General features: G+C 51.9%; 23 protein-coding genes. 17 read left to right on the top strand and 6 right to left on the bottom strand.

Translation table 11 applies throughout. The annotated features are described in order from the left end of the window. The first annotated feature begins 21 nt into the window (after positions 1 to 21). The 3 genes from MCON_RS11090 (at position 22) to MCON_RS11080 (ending at position 2077) form a co-directional block, all read left to right on the top strand. Positions 22 to 636: a superoxide dismutase gene (locus MCON_RS11090; protein WP_013720056.1), complete on the top strand. Its 615-nt coding sequence runs from the start codon at positions 22 to 24 to the stop codon at positions 634 to 636. A 135-nt stretch (positions 637 to 771) separates the two neighbouring features. Continuing rightward, entirely contained in the window at positions 772 to 1047 is a 276-nt protein-coding gene (locus MCON_RS11085; RefSeq protein ID WP_013720055.1) for a hypothetical protein, read from the top strand. Continuing rightward, on the top strand, positions 1028 to 2077 hold the full coding sequence (locus MCON_RS11080; protein WP_013720054.1) for a radical SAM protein: 1050 nt from the start codon (positions 1028 to 1030) through the stop codon (positions 2075 to 2077). Before MCON_RS11085 ends, MCON_RS11080 begins: the two co-directional genes overlap by 20 nt. 83 nt (positions 2078 to 2160) lie before the next feature. Here the strand turns inward: MCON_RS11080 and MCON_RS11075 are convergent, their stop codons facing one another. Then, positions 2161 to 2394: a type II toxin-antitoxin system HicB family antitoxin gene (locus MCON_RS11075; protein WP_048132386.1), complete on the bottom strand. Its 234-nt coding sequence runs from the start codon at positions 2392 to 2394 to the stop codon at positions 2161 to 2163. A gap of 108 nt (positions 2395 to 2502) precedes the next feature. Here MCON_RS11075 and MCON_RS11070 point away from each other — a divergent pair, with 108 nt between their 5' ends. After that, on the top strand, positions 2503 to 3726 hold the full coding sequence (locus MCON_RS11070) for an alpha/beta hydrolase family protein (protein WP_013720052.1): 1224 nt from the start codon (positions 2503 to 2505) through the stop codon (positions 3724 to 3726). Between the two features lie 176 nt (positions 3727 to 3902). Here the strand turns inward: MCON_RS11070 and MCON_RS11065 are convergent, their stop codons facing one another. Both MCON_RS11065 and MCON_RS11060 read right to left on the bottom strand, forming a co-directional pair. Beyond that, a complete protein-coding gene (locus MCON_RS11065; protein ID WP_013720051.1) occupies positions 3903 to 4802 on the bottom strand; it encodes a DMT family transporter in 900 nt (299 codons plus the stop codon). Between the two features lie 278 nt (positions 4803 to 5080). Then, positions 5081 to 6148 carry an AI-2E family transporter gene (locus MCON_RS11060; protein WP_013720050.1) on the bottom strand — a complete coding sequence of 356 codons (1068 nt, stop codon included), beginning with the start codon at positions 6146 to 6148 and terminating at the stop codon, positions 5081 to 5083. A 121-nt stretch (positions 6149 to 6269) separates the two neighbouring features. On the opposite strand from MCON_RS11060, the gene MCON_RS11055 reads away from it, so the two are divergent. The 3 genes from MCON_RS11055 (at position 6270) to MCON_RS11045 (ending at position 8928) form a co-directional block, all read left to right on the top strand. After that, positions 6270 to 6851 carry a DUF3786 domain-containing protein gene (locus MCON_RS11055; RefSeq protein ID WP_013720049.1) on the top strand — a complete coding sequence of 194 codons (582 nt, stop codon included), beginning with the start codon at positions 6270 to 6272 and terminating at the stop codon, positions 6849 to 6851. Positions 6852 to 7005: 154 nt separating this feature from the next. Next, positions 7006 to 8130 carry an RNA-guided endonuclease InsQ/TnpB family protein gene (locus MCON_RS11050; RefSeq protein WP_013720048.1) on the top strand — a complete coding sequence of 375 codons (1125 nt, stop codon included), beginning with the start codon at positions 7006 to 7008 and terminating at the stop codon, positions 8128 to 8130. A 3-nt stretch (positions 8131 to 8133) separates the two neighbouring features. Beyond that, a complete protein-coding gene (locus tag MCON_RS11045; RefSeq protein ID WP_013720047.1) occupies positions 8134 to 8928 on the top strand; it encodes a Y-family DNA polymerase in 795 nt (264 codons plus the stop codon). A 120-nt stretch (positions 8929 to 9048) separates the two neighbouring features. On the opposite strand, the gene MCON_RS11040 is transcribed toward MCON_RS11045, so the two are convergent. Then, the gene (locus MCON_RS11040) at positions 9049 to 9606 is read right to left on the bottom strand and encodes a flavodoxin family protein (RefSeq protein ID WP_013720046.1); all 558 of its coding nucleotides are present in this window, start codon (positions 9604 to 9606) and stop codon (positions 9049 to 9051) included. Between the two features lie 171 nt (positions 9607 to 9777). On the opposite strand from MCON_RS11040, the gene MCON_RS11035 reads away from it, so the two are divergent. The 10 genes from MCON_RS11035 to MCON_RS15320 all read left to right on the top strand — a co-directional run bounded on the left by MCON_RS11035 (position 9778) and on the right by MCON_RS15320 (position 20083). Further along, entirely contained in the window at positions 9778 to 11295 is a 1518-nt protein-coding gene (locus MCON_RS11035; RefSeq protein WP_013720045.1) for a cobyric acid synthase, read from the top strand. A gap of 51 nt (positions 11296 to 11346) precedes the next feature. Further along, positions 11347 to 12033: a diphthine--ammonia ligase gene (locus tag MCON_RS11030; RefSeq protein WP_013720044.1), complete on the top strand. Its 687-nt coding sequence runs from the start codon at positions 11347 to 11349 to the stop codon at positions 12031 to 12033. After that, on the top strand, positions 12030 to 12602 hold the full coding sequence (locus tag MCON_RS11025; protein WP_013720043.1) for a type 1 glutamine amidotransferase: 573 nt from the start codon (positions 12030 to 12032) through the stop codon (positions 12600 to 12602). The genes MCON_RS11030 and MCON_RS11025 overlap by 4 nt, the downstream gene beginning before the upstream one ends. 69 nt (positions 12603 to 12671) lie before the next feature. After that, positions 12672 to 13856, top strand: coding sequence for a homocitrate synthase family protein (locus tag MCON_RS11020; protein WP_013720042.1), 1185 nt, complete (start codon positions 12672 to 12674; stop codon positions 13854 to 13856). A 134-nt stretch (positions 13857 to 13990) separates the two neighbouring features. Beyond that, the gene (locus tag MCON_RS11015; protein WP_013720041.1) at positions 13991 to 15043 is read left to right on the top strand and encodes a glucose-1-phosphate thymidylyltransferase; all 1053 of its coding nucleotides are present in this window, start codon (positions 13991 to 13993) and stop codon (positions 15041 to 15043) included. 5 nt (positions 15044 to 15048) lie between these two features. Then, complete coding sequence (gene rfbB, locus MCON_RS11010; RefSeq protein WP_013720040.1) at positions 15049 to 16050, top strand: dTDP-glucose 4,6-dehydratase; 1002 nt, start codon at positions 15049 to 15051, stop codon at positions 16048 to 16050. Positions 16051 to 16062: 12 nt separating this feature from the next. After that, positions 16063 to 16935: a dTDP-4-dehydrorhamnose reductase gene (gene rfbD / locus MCON_RS11005; protein WP_013720039.1), complete on the top strand. Its 873-nt coding sequence runs from the start codon at positions 16063 to 16065 to the stop codon at positions 16933 to 16935. A 134-nt stretch (positions 16936 to 17069) separates the two neighbouring features. Continuing rightward, a complete protein-coding gene (locus tag MCON_RS11000) occupies positions 17070 to 17567 on the top strand; it encodes a dTDP-4-dehydrorhamnose 3,5-epimerase family protein (protein ID WP_013720038.1) in 498 nt (165 codons plus the stop codon). 6 nt (positions 17568 to 17573) lie between these two features. After that, positions 17574 to 19034 (top strand): flippase, encoded by a 1461-nt coding sequence (locus MCON_RS10995; protein WP_013720037.1) that lies wholly within the window; start codon positions 17574 to 17576, stop codon positions 19032 to 19034. A gap of 56 nt (positions 19035 to 19090) precedes the next feature. Beyond that, positions 19091 to 20083 (top strand): glycosyltransferase, encoded by a 993-nt coding sequence (locus tag MCON_RS15320; RefSeq protein ID WP_052297572.1) that lies wholly within the window; start codon positions 19091 to 19093, stop codon positions 20081 to 20083. A 48-nt stretch (positions 20084 to 20131) separates the two neighbouring features. On the opposite strand, the gene MCON_RS10985 is transcribed toward MCON_RS15320, so the two are convergent. Further along, positions 20132 to 21118, bottom strand: a complete 987-nt coding sequence (locus MCON_RS10985) for a glycosyltransferase family 4 protein (protein ID WP_013720035.1) — start codon at positions 21116 to 21118, stop codon at positions 20132 to 20134. A 101-nt stretch (positions 21119 to 21219) separates the two neighbouring features. Continuing rightward, the gene (locus MCON_RS10980; RefSeq protein ID WP_013720034.1) at positions 21220 to 22188 is read right to left on the bottom strand and encodes a glycosyltransferase family 4 protein; all 969 of its coding nucleotides are present in this window, start codon (positions 22186 to 22188) and stop codon (positions 21220 to 21222) included. Positions 22189 to 22223: the final 35 nt, after the last annotated feature.

Here is a 22223-nt window from a genome sequence, read left to right as displayed (position 1 = left end):
TGAAAATCAAGGTGATTTTATATGGCTGATAAGAAGAAATACACCCTGCCCGAGCTGCCCTATGCTGGCAATGCCCTGGAGCCCCATATCACCCAGGCCCAGCTGGTGCTGCATCATGACAAGCATCATGCCGCCTATGTGAACGGCGCCAATGCCATACTGGAAAGGCTGGACAAGGCGCGGGAATCCGGATCGGACATCGATATGAAGGCCACGCTAAAGGAGCTCTCTTTCCAGGCGGGGGGCCACGTGCTGCACAGCTTATTCTGGGCGAACCTCGCTCCCGCCTCCAAAGCGAAGAAGGAGCCTGAGGGCGCTTTAGCCGAGGCCCTGAAAAAGGAGTTCGGATCCATTGAGCGCTTCAAGAAGGAGTTCACCACTGCTGCTGTGAGCACAGAGGGCTCCGGATGGGCGGCCTTATCCTGGTGCGGCATGACCGGCAGGCCGATCATTATGCAGATTGAGAAGCATAATGTGAACGTCTATCCCATGTTTCGCATCCTCATGGTCCTGGATGTCTGGGAGCATGCCTACTACCTGGACTACAAGAACGAGAGGGCCAAGTTCGTTGAAGCCTTCTGGAACATTGTGAACTGGGATGAGGTAAACCGAAGGCTGGAGGCAGTAATTAAATAATCACCTCCTTTCACCCTTTTTTTGGGCAGAGTCCTGAAAGCCTGGCATTTTATCATGAAATTTGGCCCTGTGCAATTAGCCATTCTTCTAGCTGAAACCTTCTGCTCGCGGATGACTGAAAACAAAGGCCTTAAGATGAAGGAAGGCATTGACACATTCATGGAGTCGGTTGAAGAGAGGGCAAAAATGCAGCTTTTGGCGATTGAGATGGCCTACAACATCAAGATCCGGAACAAGGATGATGTCGCCAGGATCATTGCAGCCAAAAGCAGGGATAAGTCGGATGTCTTGATGGCATGCACATCCATCAGCACCTGGATTGCCAGAAACGGCATATCTGGAGAGACTGTGCTTCCCATCGATATTGTGATGCAATCCATGAAGGCGGTCAATGACATCGATAGAGGTTGACGGCAGACGGATCGAGGTGCCTTCTGGCTTCTCAGTTAAAGAGGCTCTGGAGAAGCTCGGATATAATATCACATTGCATCCTTCCGACAAAGGATTATTCATGCCCTGCCAGGTGGGAGGATGCTGGGCCTGTGCCCTGAAGATAGATGGAGAGGCTAGGCCGGCCTGCACTGCACAGGTGCAAGAGGGAATGAGGATAAGGACTGCAGCGCCCATGGGGACGCCTCGCAGGATGGTGGCAGGCTTCATGGGCCATAAGACGGGAGGCGTGGGCACACCATGGTGGCTGGAGAGCGGCCTGGGCTTCATAGAAGCGGTCTGCTTCACCTCAGGCTGCAACCTCTGCTGCCCCCAGTGCCAGAACTGGCGGTATGCCTTTATGGATGCAGGCGAGCTCCTCACCCCAGAGGAGGCGGCGGAGAGGATGACTGAGACCAAAAAGCAGTGCGGCGTGGAGCGCATAGCCATCTCCGGCGGGGAGTGCACCCTCAACCGGCCGTGGCTGATCTCTTTCATACGTCTCCTCCGGGAGCAAAACCCAATCGCTCGGATTCATGTGGATACCAACGGCACAATTTTGACCGAGGACTATATCGATGAGCTGGTCGGAGCAGGCATGACCGACATTGGCATCGATCTGAAGGCCCTTAGGATATCCACCTTCATGGAGATAACCGGCCTTTTGGATGAGGGGCTGGCGACCAAATATCTGCAGACCGCCTGGGAGGCAGTGAAATATCTGCACGACAGCCATCCCCAGGTCTTCTTGGGCATCGGCATCCCATTCAATGAGGAACTGATCAGCATATCAGAGATCCAGGAGATGGCGGAGAGGATCGTCAGCATCGATCCCTGGATTCAGGTCTGTGTTCTGGACTACCGGCCGGAGTTCAGAAGGTCGGATCTGGTCCGGCCCAGCCACTGGAAGATGCTGGAGGTCCATTATATTCTTAGAGACTGCGGTCTGGAGTCCGTCGTCTGCCAGACGGAGCGGGGAACGATAGGGCCAGCGGGCAGGCTCCTAGGGTGATGATCGAGAGCAGATAAAATGGGTTTCGATCGGAAATCTTTTCAAGAGCTCTGGCAAGCTTCTCTGGGGACAGAACAGGCAGCCTAGGCATTTGCTTCGACAGTTATGGTGGCTTCGATCTGATCTTCCTCCACCGGTATATCTATGCCTCTGGCGGCGAGGCTTTCGATATATGCTTCGATTGCTTCCTTTGCCATCTCTAGTGCTTCCTCGATGGTATCGCCAAAAGTCAAACAACCAGGAAGAGAGGGAACGATCACCGTGTAGGTTCCGTCAGTCTCCGGCCTGATCGTAATTTTATAACGAAGCGTTCTCATCTGATTTATACAATTGTTCAATGATAGTATTTAATCCTGCGCTGCAACATGTTGCCTGGGATAAGCTGAATCCTAAAACTTAAGGCTCGTGAAGATAACCTCAAAAATATGATCTCCTGCAAAAGCAGCCTTCCTAATTTCCAAAAGAAGCCGAGAATAGCATTCGCCTCCCTTCTCTTGATCTTCGTCCTGTTCTTTTTAGTGTCAATTCCATGTGCTTGTGCCCAGGAATATGTGGCTCGTGACCTGACTCTAGAGCTTGAAGACGGCCTCCAGACCGATGCCCAGCTCACCCTGCCAAAATCTGGCACGGGCCCCTTCCCCGGGTTTCTTCTCCTCCAGGGCAGCGGGACAATAGACATGAACGAGTACCTGCCCCCAGAGGTCACGGGATCGGATGAGCCCTCCCGGCCTTTTTTGCAGATCGCCGAGCACCTCTCGTCTCGAGGCATTGCCGTCCTGCGGTTCAACAAGCGGGGCGTGGGCCTGAACGGCACTATCCTCAATGCCAGCATTGTGGCCAACTCCACCTACCAGAGCTATAAGAGCGATGCCGAAAAGGCGCTGGCGATCCTTAGAGCCCAGCCGGAGGTGGACAAGAACGATATAACCCTCCTCGGCCACAGCGAGGGGGCCATCGTAGCTCCCAGGGTCGCCCGGGAAGATGCAGAGATCCGGAAGATGGTATTATTGTCCGCACCGGCGGGGAATCTGAGGGATAATCTGCAGTTCCAGCTATTGGCCAGGCCGCTACTCTATGCAGAAGAGGTGATAGACAGCAACCACGATGGCCTCCTGACCATAACTGAGGTAGAGGCGACCATGGGAACACCGGGCGAGAGTCTGGCTCCGCTTCAGGCTATAGGATTGGTGATGTGGAACAGTACGACCGAAGAGCACCAGTGGCATTCGGTCATAGCATCTGATCCGAGGGGCAATATTAGCATCAGGGGCGACCTGGAGCCTCTGATCAAAAAGCAGGTTCAGCCCATGCTCTCCAATGAGTCGGTCAAGGCCAGTCCCTGGCTGGCATCCTACTTCGCCCTGAACAACACTACGGACATCATAGGGGATATATCTGCCAGCATCCTGATCCTCCAGGGAGAAAACGATACCCAGATCCCCCTCCCGGAGGCCATGTTGCTGGAGCAGAAGCTGACGGAGGTCAAGCACCCAGATCATACATTGATCATCTATCCGGGGCTAGGTCACAGCTTCCATCCGTCGAAGAACTGGATTCAGCCCCTGGGGCCGATGGAGGAGGTCGTGCTGGAGGACCTCTATGCATGGCTGACGAGCCCGGATAGAAGGATAAGGGAGGGCGCTGGCTAGAGGTGGAAGGAGCCCAAAGCTGGCTTTTATCTATCGAGTGGCTTGGGATGATTAAGATGGAGAGGTTGGACGAGCCAGCCATTTTCGCCCTTCCCTCCAAATCAGGAACTGCGTTATCCTCTGGCTTTGATGGCATGAATCGCATTATATGCCATTTCCTCTCTTCAGCTAAAGATTTACGTCCTTTTCATCAACCGGTTAAGATGATATAAAGCGATCATTATCAGTGCCATTCCAAGGACCTGCATCCAGGAGAGGGTATCGTGCAAGATGAGATAGCCGAAGACCACTGTCACCACTGGAATGAGGTTCAAAAAGGCCGAAACCACCGTTGCTCCCAGCCTTCTGGTGGCATAAATATAAAAAATGTAGGCGAAGCCGGAGCAGAAAACCCCTAGAAAGAGCAGATTAGCAAATACCGGCAGAGAGATCTCGGATATCGCGGGCCATCTTTCGATCTCCGGGATGATGAGGGGAATAAATAGAATTATGCTGACTGTTGATTGAGCAGCGGTTAAAGCCAGGCAGGGGTAATTCTCAGAGAGCCTTCTATTCAGCAGGGTGTAAAATACCCAGCAGATGATCGCTCCCATGACCAGCAGATTGCCGAAAAACCTGGCAGATGATAGATCCACCTTCCCATCGACTGTGACCACCAGAGCCACCCCAATGGTGGAAAAGATCAAGCAGAGAATCATCTTCCAGGTGACCTTCAGACGGAAGAGCATAGCTTCGGCAAATAGGGTGAATATGGGAAGGGCGGCCACGATCATCGAGGCATTGGATGCCGTGGTATACAGAAGCCCGGTATTCTCCAGGGAAAAGTACATCACTATTCCAAAGAAGCTGGCGAGGACGATATATCCCATGTCCCTTCGACCTATTTTGAATGAGGTCCTGGTAAAAAGAACAAGCATTATCAGAGTCGATGCAGCGATGATCTGCCTGAAGAATGCTATCGATACAGGCGGAATCTGTGACAGGACCACCTTGGTGCTTATAAAGGAAAAACCCCAGAATAAAACATCCAGGATTATGAACAATACCGCCAATTGATACTCTTTCTGCCCGCCCATTAAACCTCTCAATTATAATGGATCCTCACGATTTGGCATGGGTAAACTTGAATTGGAGATTCTCTGTGTCTTTTGTGCTTCTGTGGTGAACCGTGGTGCACTGACCCAACCACAGGGACGCAAAGGAACTGTGGCTATATTCTCTGCCGGACCTCATCCACATAATTCAGCGAAGAGCCATTATAATATTGTTGGCTCGGAGGATTCAGCCCCAATTGACCGCAAAATCCCTCATTCTTCACCTGCAGTATCCCCTGAATTGCAGGATGCCACCTGGATTATAATCCTTTCCTTTCAGCATTGATCGACCGGTAGACGGCGAGGAGGAAGCCGTAGAGGGTAGGGCCAACTATCACCCCGATGATTCCAATGACAAATATGGGTGCGGTATAGGCGAGCAGGGTGAGTATGGGGTGTATCCGGGAGCTCATCATGGCCAGGTGTGGGCGGATAACGTTTTCAGGAATTACCATCAGCACCACCGTTCCAAATACCAGGAGGATCAGGCAGCGGAAAAGGTCTCCCACGATCAGATAATAGACTGCTATGGGAATGAAGACGAACGGCGGCCCCAGCAGGGGCAAGAGGGTGAATACCGCCACCACCACCCCCATCAGAAATGGATAGGGGATGCCTAGCAATGAGAAGCCAATCGCTGCCATCACACCGCTGAGCATGGAGGTGGAGAAGTATACGGTAAAGAGAGTATGGTAGATGCTGTAAAGCTCATCCAGAAATCGCCTGACAATACCCTGCTTTTCCTGGGGGACCAGATCCACCGCCTGATCAATAAAAACCTTGCCGTCTATGAGCAGATAATAGGTGAAGAATACCACCACGATCAGATGGGCAAAGAGAATGGGCAGGTTGGAGCCAAAGGCGGTGAGCTCACGCTGCAGAATGGGAAATACCCAGGTGGCGAACGCTATGGGAATGTCGCTTATCTCCTGCGCATAACGCAGAGCGATCTCGATTATGGAGTTGTAAAGCCAGGCGGGGATAAAGCTCTTGGACCAGGCATCGATCTCATTGATGGTCTTATCAATCTCCACATCTGATATGGCCCCTGATGACTGCAGATAGGACAGCTCCACCAATAGGGCGCTGGTGATCCCCAGAATCAGGGAGAGGATAAGGATGAAGACCAGCATTATGGATAAAAATGAGGATATCTGCTTTTTTTTAGTCAGCCTGAAGAACAGGGCATAGAGGGGCTTGAGGAGAAAAACGAGCACCACGCTCAAGAGGATGGTTGTCAGGAAGTTTAAGGTCAGGTAAAGGGTGAGAAGGATTATCAGAAAGACGAAAATTCCCGCCCCTATGTCGAACCTCCGCCCAAGATTCATGCTCTCTTCTCCTCCTTTTTACGGCATAAGCCTTTCTATGTTTTTTCATCTGATCAGCCGAAAGGATGATGATGGCCGCCAGTAATCTTCTTTGAGATGTCTTGCAGAGAGGGGAAGATCAATGGGATACGATATAGCACTGGGCATGGCCTGGGAGGAGCTGAAAGGACTCGGGCTTCCATCCAGCAATATCATTTCACTGTTCCAAGACAGATATGAGATTAAGCAGGCGGAAAGGGAGGTTCTCTTCCTGCCCAGTCGCCGCCAGGCTATTGAGACGGTATCGGTGCTCCTGCTCCATTATCTGATCGGCAGATCGAAAAATGGTTACGAACCTGCAGGAGAATGGATATCCATCAAAGAGACCTATGGAGGAAAACTCTTCTGCTCCAATTTCTCCCGCCGGGCAATCAGGCCGCTTGCAGAGCGATTCAGTCAGAGCCCGGAGGAATTGGTCAGGACCTTGCAGGATGATTTTGCCGGCAGGATGTTGGAGGGGGCGGATGTGGCAGTGGAGGTGGAGACCTTTCCCGGCGTCATTGTCCGAATCCTTTTTTGGAGGAGCGATGAGGATCTGCCAGCAGATGCAACGATGCTCTTTGATCGCGCACTGGCCCAGATCCTAACCATGGAGGATTTGACGGTCTTGCTGACGATTCTGGCAGATGATGTCCTGGAGGGCTCCGAGCAGTCTTCGCAATGATGCAAAACCCGGATTGAAAAGATTTTAGGGAAGGCCGGTTATAACGTCGGGGTGTAGGGGCAGAGAAGACCCCTCTCCTTCAGGGGAGGGGATGAATCGTGCCCCACCGTTGTGCAGAAAACGATAAACACAATCAACCGCATAAAAAGTATCTATGCTCAAGGCATATAAATTTAGGATCTACCCAACAAAGTCCCAAAGGACGAAGATGGAGAGGACCCTAGATCTATGCCGGTGGACATACAATCAGACCTTAGCATACCGAAAAGATGCTTGGGAGAAAGAAGGCAAATCCGTATCCAAGTACGAGACGCACAATCTTCTTCCAACTTGGAAAGAAGAGAAGCCTGAACTTAACGATGTCTTTTCCCAAACCCTTCAGAATGCCCAGGAAAGGGTGGATCTTGCCTTGAAGGCGTTCTTCCGAAGAGTCAAAGCCGGAGAGAATCCTGGATATCCAAGATTTCGGGGAAGAGGTTGGTACGATTCTTTTACCTATCCTCAGAAGGGGTTCAAGCTCAATGCTGGTAAGCTCTATCTTTCCAAGATTGGTAATATCAAGATCAAGCTCCATAGATCCATAGAAGGCAAGATCAAACGGCTGACCGTAAGGAGAGCTGCGACAGGTAAATGGTTTGCCTGCTTTTCTGTGGAGATCGAAGATCAACTTAGGCCTCCCTGGAAAGACGGTTCTCTCGTTGGTGTAGATGTTGGTCTGGAAAGCTTTGCGACTCTTTCCAATGGTGAGACGATAGCTAATCCTCGATTCTTCCGAGAAGAGGAAACGGAACTCGCCAGAGTCCAAAGGAAGCTCTCAAAAGCACCGAAAGGCACTCCAGAGAGAAAAAAAGCTCTTCGGATGGTTGAGCGGGTCCATGAAAGGATAGCTAACAAGCGATACGATTTTGCCCATAAGGTTAGTCGATATCTGGTTAACAGGTTCGGCTTGATTGCCTTTGAAGATCTTAGTATTCAAAATATGCTCAAAAACCATTGCCTAGCAAAATCCATCTCAGACGTGGCTTGGAATATGCTTGTGACTCTGACCTCGTACAAGGCTGCAAGTGCCGGTTCGATGGTAGTACTGGTAGATCCAAGAAATACGTCTAAGATGTGTTCCAGGTGTGGCATTCTGGTTGAAAAGACGCTTTCTGATCGCGTCCATAGCTGCCCTCAGTGCGGGCTATCCTTGGATCGAGATTGGAATGCGGCAATCAATATACTCAGATTGGGACTACAATCTGTCGGAATCAAAACCGTAGAAGCCTGCCCCTTTTAAGGGGTGGGAGTAGTCACCGTTGGCGCTGATCCCAAAGAGGGCAGGGGGCGGGGCGTTGTTAGCAGCGCATCTTATGAGGCCTACCTTGACCTCTCCGGTCGAGTGGAGGATCTCGATCAGGCCGCCAACCTGGCCAGGACAATAATGCAGGAGGTCCTGGATAGAGAGGATCTGAGCTGCTCGGTCGGAGTCGCCCCAAACAAGATGCTGGCTAAGATCGGCTCGGACTTCAGAAAGCCCTATGGATTGACTGTCATCAGTGAAAAGGGAGCTAAGGAGTTCCTCTCTCCTCTGGGAGTCAGGAAGATACCCGGAGTGGGGCCGAGGACGGAGGAGATACTGCTTGATCTGGATATCAGGACCATCGGCCAGCTGGCGGCAGCTGATCCCGACCGCCTGGCAAGGCAGCTGGGAATCCTCGGAAAGAGGCTCTATGAGCGTGCCCAGGGCATCGACCCCAGCGAGGTTGTAGTGAACTATGAGACCAAATCCATTGGCAGAGAGGTGACATTTGAGAGGGATATAAAAGATGCTGCCCCCATCTTGCAGATGATGGACGGGCTGGCAGAAGAGATTCATGGTGAGCTGATCGAGTGCGGCTTTCGCTTCAAGACCATCACCGTCAAGGTCAGATACGAGCACTTCGATACATTTACCCGCGCCAGGTCTCTCTCTTTTTCCACCAATGACCTGGATATTCTCCGGAACAATGGCAAACGACTGGTTGATCAATTCTTGAGAAAGAAAAAGAAGGTCAGGCTGGTTGGACTGAGGGTCTCGGCCTTAAGCAGGGTCTAACGGGCTACAAGCTCCCTCATGCTCCGCAGCTCTGTGCAAATGCCACACCTCACCTGCTTTTTCTTTTGTGTCCAATCCTCCTGTTATCTGCGCAATATCTCAATTCGATGTGGCAATACTCTAACGACCGCCGAGGGCAGCTCCCGCAGACCGCGCCATATCCAGCAGTTCCCCTTTAGCCAGGACGGCATCCGGGGTGATGCCATCTACCATACGAATAATATCCGCCACCTCAAATCCGAGCATCTTCAGGGCGAGGGCAAAATCATCCGCTGCTCTGGCATAGTTCTCAACTTCCGCATCTGCCTGGCTGGTCACAATGATGGCCTTCTTTCCTGGGCGGAGGCGGGGGACGAATGCCGCATCGATCAATGAGTACATCCTGTCCTCCATCAGCTTGAACTGTCCGCTGAACAGGGAGAAGTATATCGGCGAGCCGAAGACCACGGCATCCGCTTCTTTCATCTCCTCTAAGAGCTTTGTGACGTCATCATCCAGGCGGCAGTGATCATGAGACTTGCAGTACTCGCAAGCCTGGCAGCCGGAGTACTTCATCTCATTGAGCAAGTACTTGGAGGTATCAAGCCCCGCCTCCCTGGCTCCTTCCAGAACCCTTGATACCAGGATGTCTGTGTTGCCGTTCTTTCTTGGGCTTCCCACAATTCCTATTGCTTTCATCGCAGTTCACACTCGACAATTATTGGGCCTTCGTATCATTTCAGCATTTCGCATAGCCGATTATGGCCGTAGAATGAAGAGATTGAGCAATGGAGCTGGCCCCAGGAATAGGATGACCGTCCAATTCCATCTTCCAAAAGACAAATAAGCTTGAACATCCTCGCCTTGCCCATGGCCCGCTTCATCGTGGTGCTGGGCACCACCTCCCACTCCGGCAAGAGCACTCTTGTCGCTGCACTCTGCCGCCTTCTGTCCGACCGGGGATACCGCGTAGCTCCCTTCAAGTCCCAGAACATGAGCCTCAACTCCTGGGTCACAAAAAGCGGTGCGGAAATCGGCATCGCACAGGCGGTGCAGGCCCGAGCCGCCAGGGCCGAGCCTACGGAGTTCATGAACCCCATCCTCCTCAAGCCCAAGGGGGATAGAACATCCCAGGTCATAGTCCTGGGAAAGCCCCTGGCCGACAAATCGGCAGAGGAGTACTACCGGGACATTGAGGGTCTGAAAGAGGTGGTGGACCGCTCGGTAAGAGAGCTGGAGAATGAGTACGATTTCATTGTTGTGGAGGGGGCAGGAGGAGCAGCGGAGATCAACCTCTTCGACCGGGATATCGCCAACATTTACGTCGCCCGGCTGCTTCAGGCCCCCATTATCCTGGTGGGTGATATCGAGCGGGGAGGTGTCTTCGCCAGCTTATACGGCACAGTTCAGCTCTTGCCCCCGGACGTTCGCCCTCTGGTCCGGGGCCTGGTGATCAACAAGTTCCGGGGCGATCCCGCGATCCTCGGCACTGGTTTGAGGTCGCTAGAAGAGCTCACTGGCGTTCCCGTCCTGGGAGTCCTGCCCTATCTCGATTTGGACATACCATCTGAGGACTCGGTCTCCCTGGGCGACAAGAAGGCCCGCTTCTCCTCCGAAGCGGTGGAGATCGCGGTGATCAGGCTTCCCCGGATCAGCAACTTCACAGACTTCGAGCCCCTGGAGAGGAGGGCTTATATCAGATATGTGGATCTGGACGAGCCCCTGGGCCATCCGGATGCAGTGATCATACCGGGAACTAAAAACACCATATCTGACCTTCTGGAGATGGAGAAGAAGGGCATGGCGGATCAGATCAGATCCCTGCAGGGGACTCCAATCCTCGGCATCTGCGGGGGCTATCAGATCCTGGGAAAGGAGATCATCGACTGCGGGGTAGAGGATACCGAAGGCAGCCTGCCCGGGCTGGGATTGCTCAATGCTACCACCCGCTTTGACCAGTATGAGAAGAGGACGGTACAGGTGAGAAAGCCAGTCACAGGAGGTGGCCCAATACTGGATAGAATCAGCGGCCAGGAGGTCACAGGCTATGAAATTCACATGGGAGTGACAGCTTCCGTGGATCCGGCTGCCTTTGGAGATGATGGCGCAGTGGCGAACTGCGGCCTGGTGATAGGCACCTATCTGCACGGCATCTTTGACAACCAGAACTTGAGGGACGCATTCCTGGATTTCCTCTATGAGAGAAAGAATTCAACTGGGATCAAGGCGTCAGGCCTAAAGGCAGAGGGCAAGTCTCATCGGGCAAATGCCCAAAAGGGCAGTGGCTACAGAGAGCTTGCCCTGGCGGTAGAGTCCCACCTGGATATGGAAAAGGTCTGGCAGATGCTCGAATTGGAGATGCCAGAAGCTGAGGACAAGGCGAGATAGGCCGCCTTCGCCGCTTAAGCCGACAAGAGAAAAAGGTGCAAAGTGGAATCTATGAGGCTAGGGGTGTTGTTTTCCGGGGGAAAGGATTCGGTATTTGCCTGCTGGAGGGCGCAGGAGAGGAATACCGTAGCCTGTCTGATAACCCTTCTCTCTCAAAATCCGGACAGCTATATGTTCCACACCCCAAACATCTGCCATACCCATTTTCAGGCCGAGGCTATGCACATCCCCCAGCTCTGCCGGCCCACTCAGGGGGTAAAGGAGAAGGAGCTGGAGGACCTGAAATCAGCCATAGCCGAAGCGCGGGACTGTTATGGCGTCCAGGGAATCGTCACCGGGGCGATCGAGTCGATCTACCAGGCGGCCAGAGTGCAGAGGATCTGCCATTCTCTTGACCTGTGGTGCTTTGATCCCCTCTGGCAGACCGATCAGATCGATTATCTTAAGACTCTCTTAATTGAAGGCTTTCGGGTGATCATCTCTGGGGTCTATGCCTACCCCTTTGATGCCAGCTGGCTGGGAGCGGAGCTCACAGAGGAGAAGATCATGAGGCTCGCCCAGCTGCAGGAGAGGTATCAGATCAATCCCTCTGGCGAGGGAGGGGAGATCGAGACCTTTGTCCTGGACGGCCCCATCCCCCTCTTTCGAAAGAGAATCGAGATCTTAAGAGCATCCGGGACCTATGCCAACTACCGGGGCCAGTACATCATTGAGGAGATGAGGCTGGTGGATAAATGAACGGCAAAGCAAAGATCCTCCTGGTGGACAGCTGCTACGAGGCCGATTCCCTCTCCCAATATGAGTTCGTCCGTCCGGTTCAAAGGATCCTGGAGAGGACAGGCTTTCCCTGCCAGGTCTGCCATATCTCCCTGCTGAATGAAGAGCGTCTGAAAAGCTGCGATAAAGTGGTTCTCTGCGGCACTGCCTTGAAGGATAACGAGTACCTGAATCATCTGGAGAGATACACCTGGCTGAAGGAAGGAGACCGGCCCGTCCTGGGGATCTGTGCCGGCATGCAGATCATCGCCGCCATCTTTGGGGGAGAGGTCAGATCGCGACACAAGCCCGCCATCGGCCTGGAGATGATCGAGGTGGTCGGGGAGTCGGATATCCTCGGTCCCTGCCGCAAAATCGAGGTCTATCATCTGCATGGCCTTGATCCCACCCTGCCCGAGGGATTCATCCGTCTGGCAGGGACAGAATTGTCTCCAGAGGCCTTCTCCCACTGCTCTCAACCCATTTGGGGACTCCTGTTCCACCCCGAGGTGCGCAACCGCTGGATTCTGGAAAATTATGCGAATCTCTAACTCTGAACTTGCCGGAAAGCTCATTCCTTCGAAACCAATTTATGTAATGAATCATCATTTAACCGCATTATGCAAGACTATTCCCTGAATCAATTTCTCAGTCTGGCCGGGACTCCGCCTCTGGACATAGAGATCTGCGATGTAACTTTGCGCGATGGGGAGCAGATGCCGGGAGTGGTCTTTAGGGCCGATGAGAAGCTGGATATCGCTCTCCGGCTGGACGAGATCGGCGTGGAGGTCATTGAGGCGGGCTTTCCTGTGGTCTCTGCCGCAGAGATGAACGCGGTGAAAGAGGTCTGCAACCTGGGGCTTAAGGCCAAGATCTCTGCTCTCTCCCGATCGGTCAAGAAGGATGTTGATGCTGCTATTGACTGCGGCGTGGACATGATCAGCGTCTTCATCGCTACCTCGGACCTCCATCTCAAGCACAAGCTTCACATGAGCTGTCCTGAGGCCATAGCCTGTGCTCTCCAAACGGTCGAGTACGCCAAGGATCACGGCCTGATAGTACGCTTCTCAGCGGAAGATGCAACGCGCACCGATTTTGAAACCTTAAAGAAGCTGTACAAGAAGGCTGAGGAATACCATGCAGACTACGTGAGCGTCGCGGATACTGTGGGCATCATGAACCCCCGCACGACTTACTATATGATAAGCGAGCTTCGCAAGTCCATAAAGACCCCGATCTGCATGCATTGTCATGACGACCTGGGAATGGCCCTGGCCAACACCCTTGCTGGGGCAGAGGCGGGGGCCAGGCAATTGCATACCACAGTGAACGGAATTGGCGAGCGCAGCGGCAACACTCCCTTAGAAGAGCTCTTGATCGCCCTGAGGTTGCACTACGATATCGAGAGCTATGATCTCTCCAAGATAAAGGACCTCTCCCAGCTGGTCCAGACCTATTCCGATGTTCCAGTGGCCAAGAACAAGGCGGTAGTGGGGACCAATGCCTTCTCCCACGAGTCAGGGATTCACGTGGCTGCGGTGTTAGAGGAGCCTAGGACCTACGAGCTCTACTCCCCGGAGTTGGTGGGCGCAGCAAGGCATATCATCATCGGCAAGCACACCGGAGTCAAGGCCCTGAAGTACATCACCCAGAGGATGGGCTACTATCTTAAGGATCAAGAGCTAGGCGACCTATCAGAGAGGGTGAAGATGTGCAGCGAGTACAAACATGCCATTAACTGTGAAGAATTGAGAAAGCTGATATTGAACATGGAGAACATCGAGGTCATATACCCGGGTCCTTGAATTGGCTGCCAGGCCAATCGGATTTGCACCACTTTTATCAATGATCTATTCAGCAGATCGAAGGGTATATCTTGCCGTTATGTACAACCCTGAACCCATGGATGCAGAATTAAGGGCTTTTTGAGGTGTGAACTGTGAAGGCGCTCATACTTTCAGGCGGCTCAGGGACGAGACTGCGACCTCTGACCTATTCGCAGCAAAAACAGCTCATTCCCGTAGCCAATAAACCAGTTCTTTTCTATGCCCTCGAGGATGTGATCGAGGCCGGGGCGGACGAGATCGGCATAATCCTGGGGCCGAACAAGGAGCAGGTCATAGAGACAGTGCGATCCGCAGATTGGTCGGTCCCCATCAAATTCATCTATCAGGGTGAGCCCAAGGGACTTGCCCACACCATCCTGGTGGCGGAGGATTTCCTGGATGAAGATTTTGTTATGTACCTGGGGGACAATATCCTAAGAGACGGCATAGTCAGCCATGAGAAGCGTTTTCATAGTCTGGGCAGCAGCGCAAGCGTTCTGCTCACCCCGGTCGACGATCCTCAGCGCTTCGGTGTGGCCGACCTGAACCCGGACGGGAGCATCAGGCGCCTGGTGGAGAAGCCCAAAGTCCCTCCCTCCAATTATGCCCTGGTGGGGGTGTACTTCTTCACCCCATTGATCATAGAGGCCTGCAAATCCATCAAACCATCCTGGAGGAATGAGCTGGAGATCACCGACGCCATTCAGTGGCTGATTGAGAATGGCCATAAGGTGGATGCCTCCTTTGTGGAGGGGTGGTGGAAGGATACCGGAAAGCCAGAGGACATATTCGAGGCCAATCGCCTGATCCTGGACGATATCGATGGAAGGTGCGATGGCGAGGTGGAGGAGTCCCGGATCATGGGAAGGGTGGTAATGGAAGAGGGAACCAGAATCAGAAGGTCGGTGGTAAAGGGGCCCTGCATCATCGGAAGGGACAGCATTATATCCGATTCATATATTGGCCCTTACACCTCAATTGGCATCGGCTGTCAGATATGCGGCACGGAGGTAGAGGACTCGATCATCATGGATGAAAGCAGGATAGTTAATGCTGGAAAAGTGGTAGAGAGCCTGATCGGCAGGAACGTCAGGATCAAGGAATGCGATAGCCTGCCAAGAGGAAGCCGGATGATCGTGGGAGATAACTCCGATATATCGCTGTGATCGCTATGAATCTTCTTGTTACCGGGGGCCTTGGCTTTATCGGCAGCAACTTCATCCGATTAATGCTGAACCGGCATGATGACTGCAGAATCCTGAACCTGGACGCCCAAGGTTTCGGCTCCAACATCCAGAACCTGGCGGACTATAAGGATGACAGGAGGTACACCTTTTTCCGGGGGGATATAGCCGATAGCAGCCTGGTATCCAGTCTGGTGGAAAAGGCGGATCTGGTGGTGAACTTCGCTGCTGAGACCCATGTGGACCGGTCCATCTCCCGACCCGACTCATTCCTGCATAGCAATGTCAATGGGGTCTTTTGCCTGCTGGAGGCCATAAGAGATCATAATCCTTCCGTCAGATATGTCCAGATCTCAACCGACGAGGTCTATGGGGACATCCTCAGGGGCTCATCCACTGAGGATTCGACATTGCGGCCCTCATCCCCCTATTCCGCCAGCAAAGCGGCAGGGGACGTATTCGTCCTGGCCTATGCCCGAACCTACGGCCTGGAGGCCATGATCACCCGCTGCACCAACAATTACGGGCCCTACCAGTTTCCCGAAAAGCTGATTCCCAAGACCATAATAAGGGCTAAGGAAGGGCTGAAGATCCCCATTTACGGCACAGGAGAGAATGTGAGAGACTGGATCTATGTGACAGATCACTGCCGGGCGGTAGAGCAGGTTCTCAATAGGGGGAGAAGGGGCGAGATCTATAATATCTCTGCCGGAGAGGAGAGGACCAATCTGTTTATCGCTAAATTCATTCTCGAGATGCTGGGCAAAAGCGAGGATCAGATCGAGTTTGTGGAGGATAGGCCGGGACACGATGCCCGCTACAGCCTGGACTCGTCCCGGATCAGAAAGGAGCTGGGCTGGCGGCCTGAGCGGAGCTTTGAGGAAGGGCTTCAGACGACAGTGGAATGGTATCTGCAGAACCCTGATTGGTACGGCCCGCTGGTGAACGATTCGGTATTGAGTGCCACCCCCTGGCGGCTGAAGTGGTAGGGGCGATATTCCATGAGAATCTTCATAACCGGTGGCAGCGGCCTTGCGGGAAGCAAGCTGGCAGAGATGGCCTTGGCCAGGGGAGAGCAGGTCTATAGCGGATATGCTCATAACCAGCCCCCCTATGGAAAAGAGGTAAAATTCGATCTCTTGGACGCAAATGGCATCCGCGATACCATCGAGAGGATGAGGCCGGATGTAATCGTGCACAGCGCCGCCCTGACCGATGTGGATCGATGTGAACGGAAAAAGGATTTGGCCTACAGGATTAATGTGGAAGGGACTCGGACGATAGCAGAGGCGGCGAGAAAGGCCGGCTCTTATCTGGTCTACATATCGACGGACTACGTCTTCGATGGCCAGCGGGGGCTGTACCGGGAGGAGGAGGAGACGAACCCGGTTAGCTATTACGGCCTTTCCAAGCTCCTGGGAGAGCAGTTCTGTCTGGATCAGGGGTGTATTGCCAGGACCTGTGTGATCTATGGCAGCCGGCCGGCCAGCGGCAAGGTCAACTTCGCCCTATGGTTGTTAAACGCCCTTAAATCAGGCAAAGAGGTGAGGGTGGTCACAGATCAGTTCATAACCCCCACCCTGAACAGCAATCTGGCGGCAATGGTACTGGAGGCGGCGAACCGGAATCTATCCGGGATCTATCATCTCTCAGGAGCCGCCAGGGTATCCAGATATGATTTTGCCTGCGAGCTGGCCAGGGCATTCGACATTGATCGCCGACTGATCATCCCCTCTCAGATGAGCGACATCGGTTGGCTGGCAAGAAGGCCAATGGATTCATCCCTGGATACCAGCAAAGCCAGCAGGACGCTGAAAAATAGGCCCCTCAACCTTTATGAATCCCTGCAAGTGTTAAGAGATGAGATTCTATAGGGGCTCGAAGAATAGAAGATCTCATGGGATTGCTCTATAGAAAGCCTGAATAATCGGCTGAAAGAAAGCATGGCAAAGGCCAAAAAAAATGGCCTTCGAGAGCTGAAAAAACACAAAGATGATGAGGTCATGTGATGCTGCCAGGAATTGTGATAAAACCCTTGAAGAGATTCGCCGATGAGCGTGGATTTTTCACTGAGATCATGAGGAAGGACTGGAAGGATGTTATTCAGGATGACATTGTGCAGGCCAATATGTCTCTGAGCTATCCGGGCATGGTAAGGGCCTGGCACCGGCATGAGAGAGGACAGGTAGATCATTTCCTTGTAGTTCGAGGCGCGCTTAAGATCTGCGCTTACGATGATGATACCCGGGAGCTTGATGAGATCATCTCCGCGGGAGACAATCCCCAGATGGTCAGGATGCCAGGGCATTACTGGCATGGCTTTGGGGTTGTGGGAAATGAACAGGCCACGCTGATTTATTTCGTAAACCGGCTTTATGATTATGCCAGTCCCGATGAGGAGAGAAGGCCCTGGAATGATCCGGCTATCGTTCCGGATACGATCAATGGCAAAAAGGACGAGCGCTGCAATAGAACATGGGATTGGTTTCTTCCAGCGTTCAAGTGATTTGCAGTGAATACCATTCAGAGGATAGCCAAGAACACCATATTTTTGGCCTCCTCAAATATCATTGGATTTGTATTCAGCTTCTTCTTTTTGGTCTACACCACCCGTTATCTGGGAACGGAAAGGTATGGCCTGCTCTCTTTTGCCATCGCTTTTGCCTCGATTACCATCTTCCTGGCGGATATCGGAATCTCCTCGGTGATTGTCAGAGATGTAGCCCGAGATAGGTCCAAGACGGCAATATATATTGGAAACTCCATATTAATGAAAGTCGTCCTGGCTGCGATCACCCTTATGAGCACGGCCGCCATAGGATTTGCCCTGGGCTATCCGTTCTCCACCATGAAGATAGTGATGGTGATCCTCCTCTCTCTCATCGTCATCTCCTTTTCCGGCATCATCAGCTCAGTCGTTTCCGCTTATGAGATAATGGAGTACATCTCAATAGGCACGGTAATATATAATTTAATTATGCTCACCTTCGCCCTCCTGGCCATAAGTTCAGGGGTAGATGTCTACGGCTTTGCCTATGTATACCTCTTCTCGAGCTTCATCTCTCTGGGCTATTTTGCCCTTGTAGCTCTGAGAAAGCTTCCTCGGCCCAGGTGGAATATAGATATAGACCTCTGGAAATATATGATAAAGGAGGCCATTCCCTTCGGCCTATCCTCAGTCTTTGTGAGGGTGTATTATTATGTCGATACAGTTATGATATCTTTATTGATATTAAATCCCAATGAGGTTATGGGATGGTACAATGCGGCATATCGTATGGTGATCATCCTTTCCTTTATTCCAGTGACTTTTTTGGGGTCAATATATCCCATTATGTCAAAATTTTATGTCTCTTCAGACCAATATTTAGGATTCATGTATGAGCGATCTTTCAAGTATCTGATGGCGATTGCCATTCCTATTGGAGTGGGAACAACGGTATTAGGAGAGGATTTGGTCTCCCTTGTGTACGGGCCGGCCTTCGCTCCATCAGCCATTGCCCTGCAGATATTGATCTGGTCTGAGGCATTGATCTTCATCAATTCAGCTTTTGGGTATCTATTCAATTCCATTAACCGCCAAATGGTCGTGGCCAAGCAGACCATGCTAGCCGCTGGATTGAATATAATCTTGAATCTGTTTCTGATACCTCAGTACAGCTACATAGGAGCGAGCAGCGCAACAGTGGCCACGCAGCTCTTCTCATTTCTCTTCCTCTTGCACATTGCTTCAAAAGAAGGCTATGGGCTTCCCAGGAATATGATTTCCTCTCTCCTCAAGATTCTAGTTGCCTGTCTTGCAATGGTGCTTTTCATAAGAGGATTTGACCATCTTCCGGTACCGTTATTGATAGTGATATCCGCCATTATCTATTTCTTCCTGATAATCATTTTGAGGGTAGTGGATAATGCTGATATCCAGATGGCAGGGCAGCTGCTGAGCGGGATAAGAATACCTCGCAAGAAGGGGTGATTAAAAGAATGACAAAGCCAATCGACCAACAATTAGGCTGCTTGCAGGAAATATCTATGGCCCTCGATCCTTTGGTTTCAATAATTACTCCTACATACAACCATGAAAATTTCATCTCAGAGTGCCTGGAGAGCGTCCTCGCCCAGAGCTATGCCAACTGGGAGCAGATAGTGATCGACGATGGGTCCACCGATAGGACTGCCAAGATAGTCTCCAAGTTTAAAGATGATAGAATCAAATATATTCGTCAAGATAATAAGGGCATTCTTAGGCTTGGCGAGAGCTACAATTTAGCCCTTCAGATCTCAAAGGGCGAGTACATAGCCGTTCTTGAGGGGGATGACTTTTGGCCTTCTGATAAGCTGGAGATCCAGATCGATGCCATGAGGGGCAGTGATGCCGTCTTGAGCTGGGGGAGGGCAGAGGTGATGGACGAAAAGGGCGATCTTCTTGCCGTCCTTCCCAATGATATGGAGCGCTTTATGGGTCTGTCCAGGGAAGAGCAGTTGGGTAATCTGCTCATCGAAAATCCCATGCATTCCTGCACCATTGTCTGCAAAAAGGTTGCATTGCAGTCGATTGGAGGATTCAAGCAGCCCCAAGGACTTCCTTTCGTGGATGGATCGACATGGCTGGAGCTTGGCCTCATAGGAGATTTCTTGCCCATAGATGCCGTTTTGGGCTGCTACCGAAGGCATGATCGCCAGATATCGTCAACCATGAAAAGCTCGATGGTCCGGGCCGGGCTCTACTTCACAGAATTCTATAAAAGCCTTCCTGCAGATGTCAAGGCATCTCTTGCCCATGAGGACAATGATATTGCTGCCAGAATGGATCGGAAGACGAGGGAGATCGATTATTATCTGGGAAGAGCGTACTTGAGAGAAGGCAAATGGTCTGATGCCCGGGAATCTCTCCTAAAGGCCATCAAGGAGGATAATCTTCCCTCTATCAAGGCAAAAGCCATTTTGGGGATCTTATGCGGCCTGCTGAGGACGGATCTGGAGTGGCTGGCTGCATTCATCGATCCAAGAGAGGGCAGGAGATGAGATTAGAGGCTCAGCCATCATATATAATTCAATGCTCTTCAGCCAATTTCAGCCTTCAGCCAGCTCATTTATCGTCTTTATCAACCCATCCTCTCTTCTCTTCTCTGGAAATAGCTCAATTATCCGTTCTCTGGCTTTTTTGCCCCTATTGCTCCGATCCGCCAGGGCTTTTTTGATGGCCTCCGCCGCAGCTCGTGGATCACCATAGGGCACAATAAAGCCAGTATCTCCAATTGCTCTGGGAATGCCGTTGCGATCTGTGCCCACAGGAATGCACTCGCAGAGCATCGCCTCGCACAGTGCATTGGGCAGCCCTTCCCTCATGGATAATTGGCAGAAGACCCTGGCCCTCTGGTAGGACTCAATGAGATCATCATGGGTGACAAACCCCGTGAATTCCACATTATCCGGAGCAATCTCCTTTAACCTTGATAAGGCATCACCTGTGATCCCCACCACCTTGAAGCCAGCCTCCGGAAGATATTTTGCTGATTGTACAAAAACATCGAGCCCCTTTATTACGACCCGGTCCCAGCCCTCTCCCATGGCAACGGTCAGCGCCAAGGGCTCCTTTTCTTCTTTAGGATAAAATTCAGTATCTGAAAAACCTGAAGGAAGATAGTCTATATTATGGCCGTTGATCCCGGCATTTTTTATGGCATCATCCTTTAGGGATGGATCGACCACCAGCACCCTGTCCGCGTACTTTAGGGCAATTTTGGTGAGGATGCTCTTCAACCTGCCCTGAGCGAAACGGCCGTAGTTTATCTCCGGGATGCATGCAACATCGAAGCCGCCAACCACGATGATGGTCTTTTTTCTCAGAATCTTTGAAAGGAGGACTGTGGCTGCTGCATGGCCTCCAGCAAACCATATCAAGGCCATGCGGCATCTTATCATCGCCCCTGCCAATTTCACTGCATCGCCAAGGGAAGATAAGCTGACCACCTCCACATCATAATGGCGGGAGAGCATATCGAGATCTTTTTGGATGAAGGAAGAAAAGTAGCCGTAGTAAACAAGGACGATCTTCATTTGCCTCCCCTTCGTTGCAGTATGATTGGATCGGTCCATACTGCTGCCATCAATCGTTTTGCTTTTCTATTATAAGATAGTTCCTGATAGAATCTACAAAATTAGCTATTCATCAGGCTCTTCAGCAGAGACTGCAATGCCTCCTCTCTTCTCCTCAAGCTGAACCTCTCTTCCACCCGTTTTCTCGAGCCTATCCCCTTTTTTGAGCATAAAGCCTTCTCTATTGCCTCAGCCGTGGCCTTAGCACTGCCGTATGGAACATAATAGCCAGCGTCTCCCACAACCTCAGGGATGGCTCCTCTCTCTGTCACCACCGGCACGCATCCGCAGGCCATGGCCTCAGCCAGAGCCATTCCAAAGGACTCCCGATAAGAGAGCTGGCAGTAGACCCTGGCCTCTTGATAAAAAGCCAACAATTCTTCCCTAGATACATATCCGAAAAGCGAAACGTTTTCCGTAGATCTGGATTGCAGCTCTCCTCGGTCCTGGTCGGATAGTCCCACAATCAGAAATCGGATCTCGGGAAGCAGAGCAGCGGCCCCGATAAACGCATCCAGTCCTTTAAGCTTTATTATGCGACCCGAACCGGAGGCCACCGTCATCACCAGATCCTTTTTCTCCCCACCGGGCTGGAATCTGTCCAAATCGATCCCCGGATAGAGAACCTGAACTCTTTTCGGTTTAGCTCTGGCCAGGACCTCCGACTTGGTGAATTCAGATACAGGAAGGACAATATCCGCATTTCCCAGAACAAAGTCAGAATACACTCTCTTGAGTCTGCCTAAAGTATACTGGCCATAGCTTATATCCGGCTCAAAGGCCACATCGTAGCCCCCTACGACGACCGCTGATCTCTTTCTCAATAGCTTGGAGAGCAGCACGGCAGCGAAAGAATGTCCGGAGGCAAACCAGGAGAATGTGAGATCTGATTGCCAGATCGGCCTCATCATTTTGAGGATGTCGCCGGCGCCGCTGTAGCCCAGCCTTTCGACCAGGAAATGCCCGGACAGGGATGAACAGTCCTGCTTTACGAATGAGGAGCGTGGGTAATATACAAATGCTATATTCATTCTATATTATCCATCACAGTGTTATTTTAGTCGCA

Source organism: Methanothrix soehngenii GP6 (genome assembly GCF_000204415.1).
In the GTDB taxonomy this organism is placed as follows: domain Archaea; phylum Halobacteriota; class Methanosarcinia; order Methanotrichales; family Methanotrichaceae; genus Methanothrix; species Methanothrix soehngenii.
The sequence above is the reverse complement of the archived record's forward strand: the minus strand, read 5'-3'. Positions and strand labels throughout refer to the sequence as shown.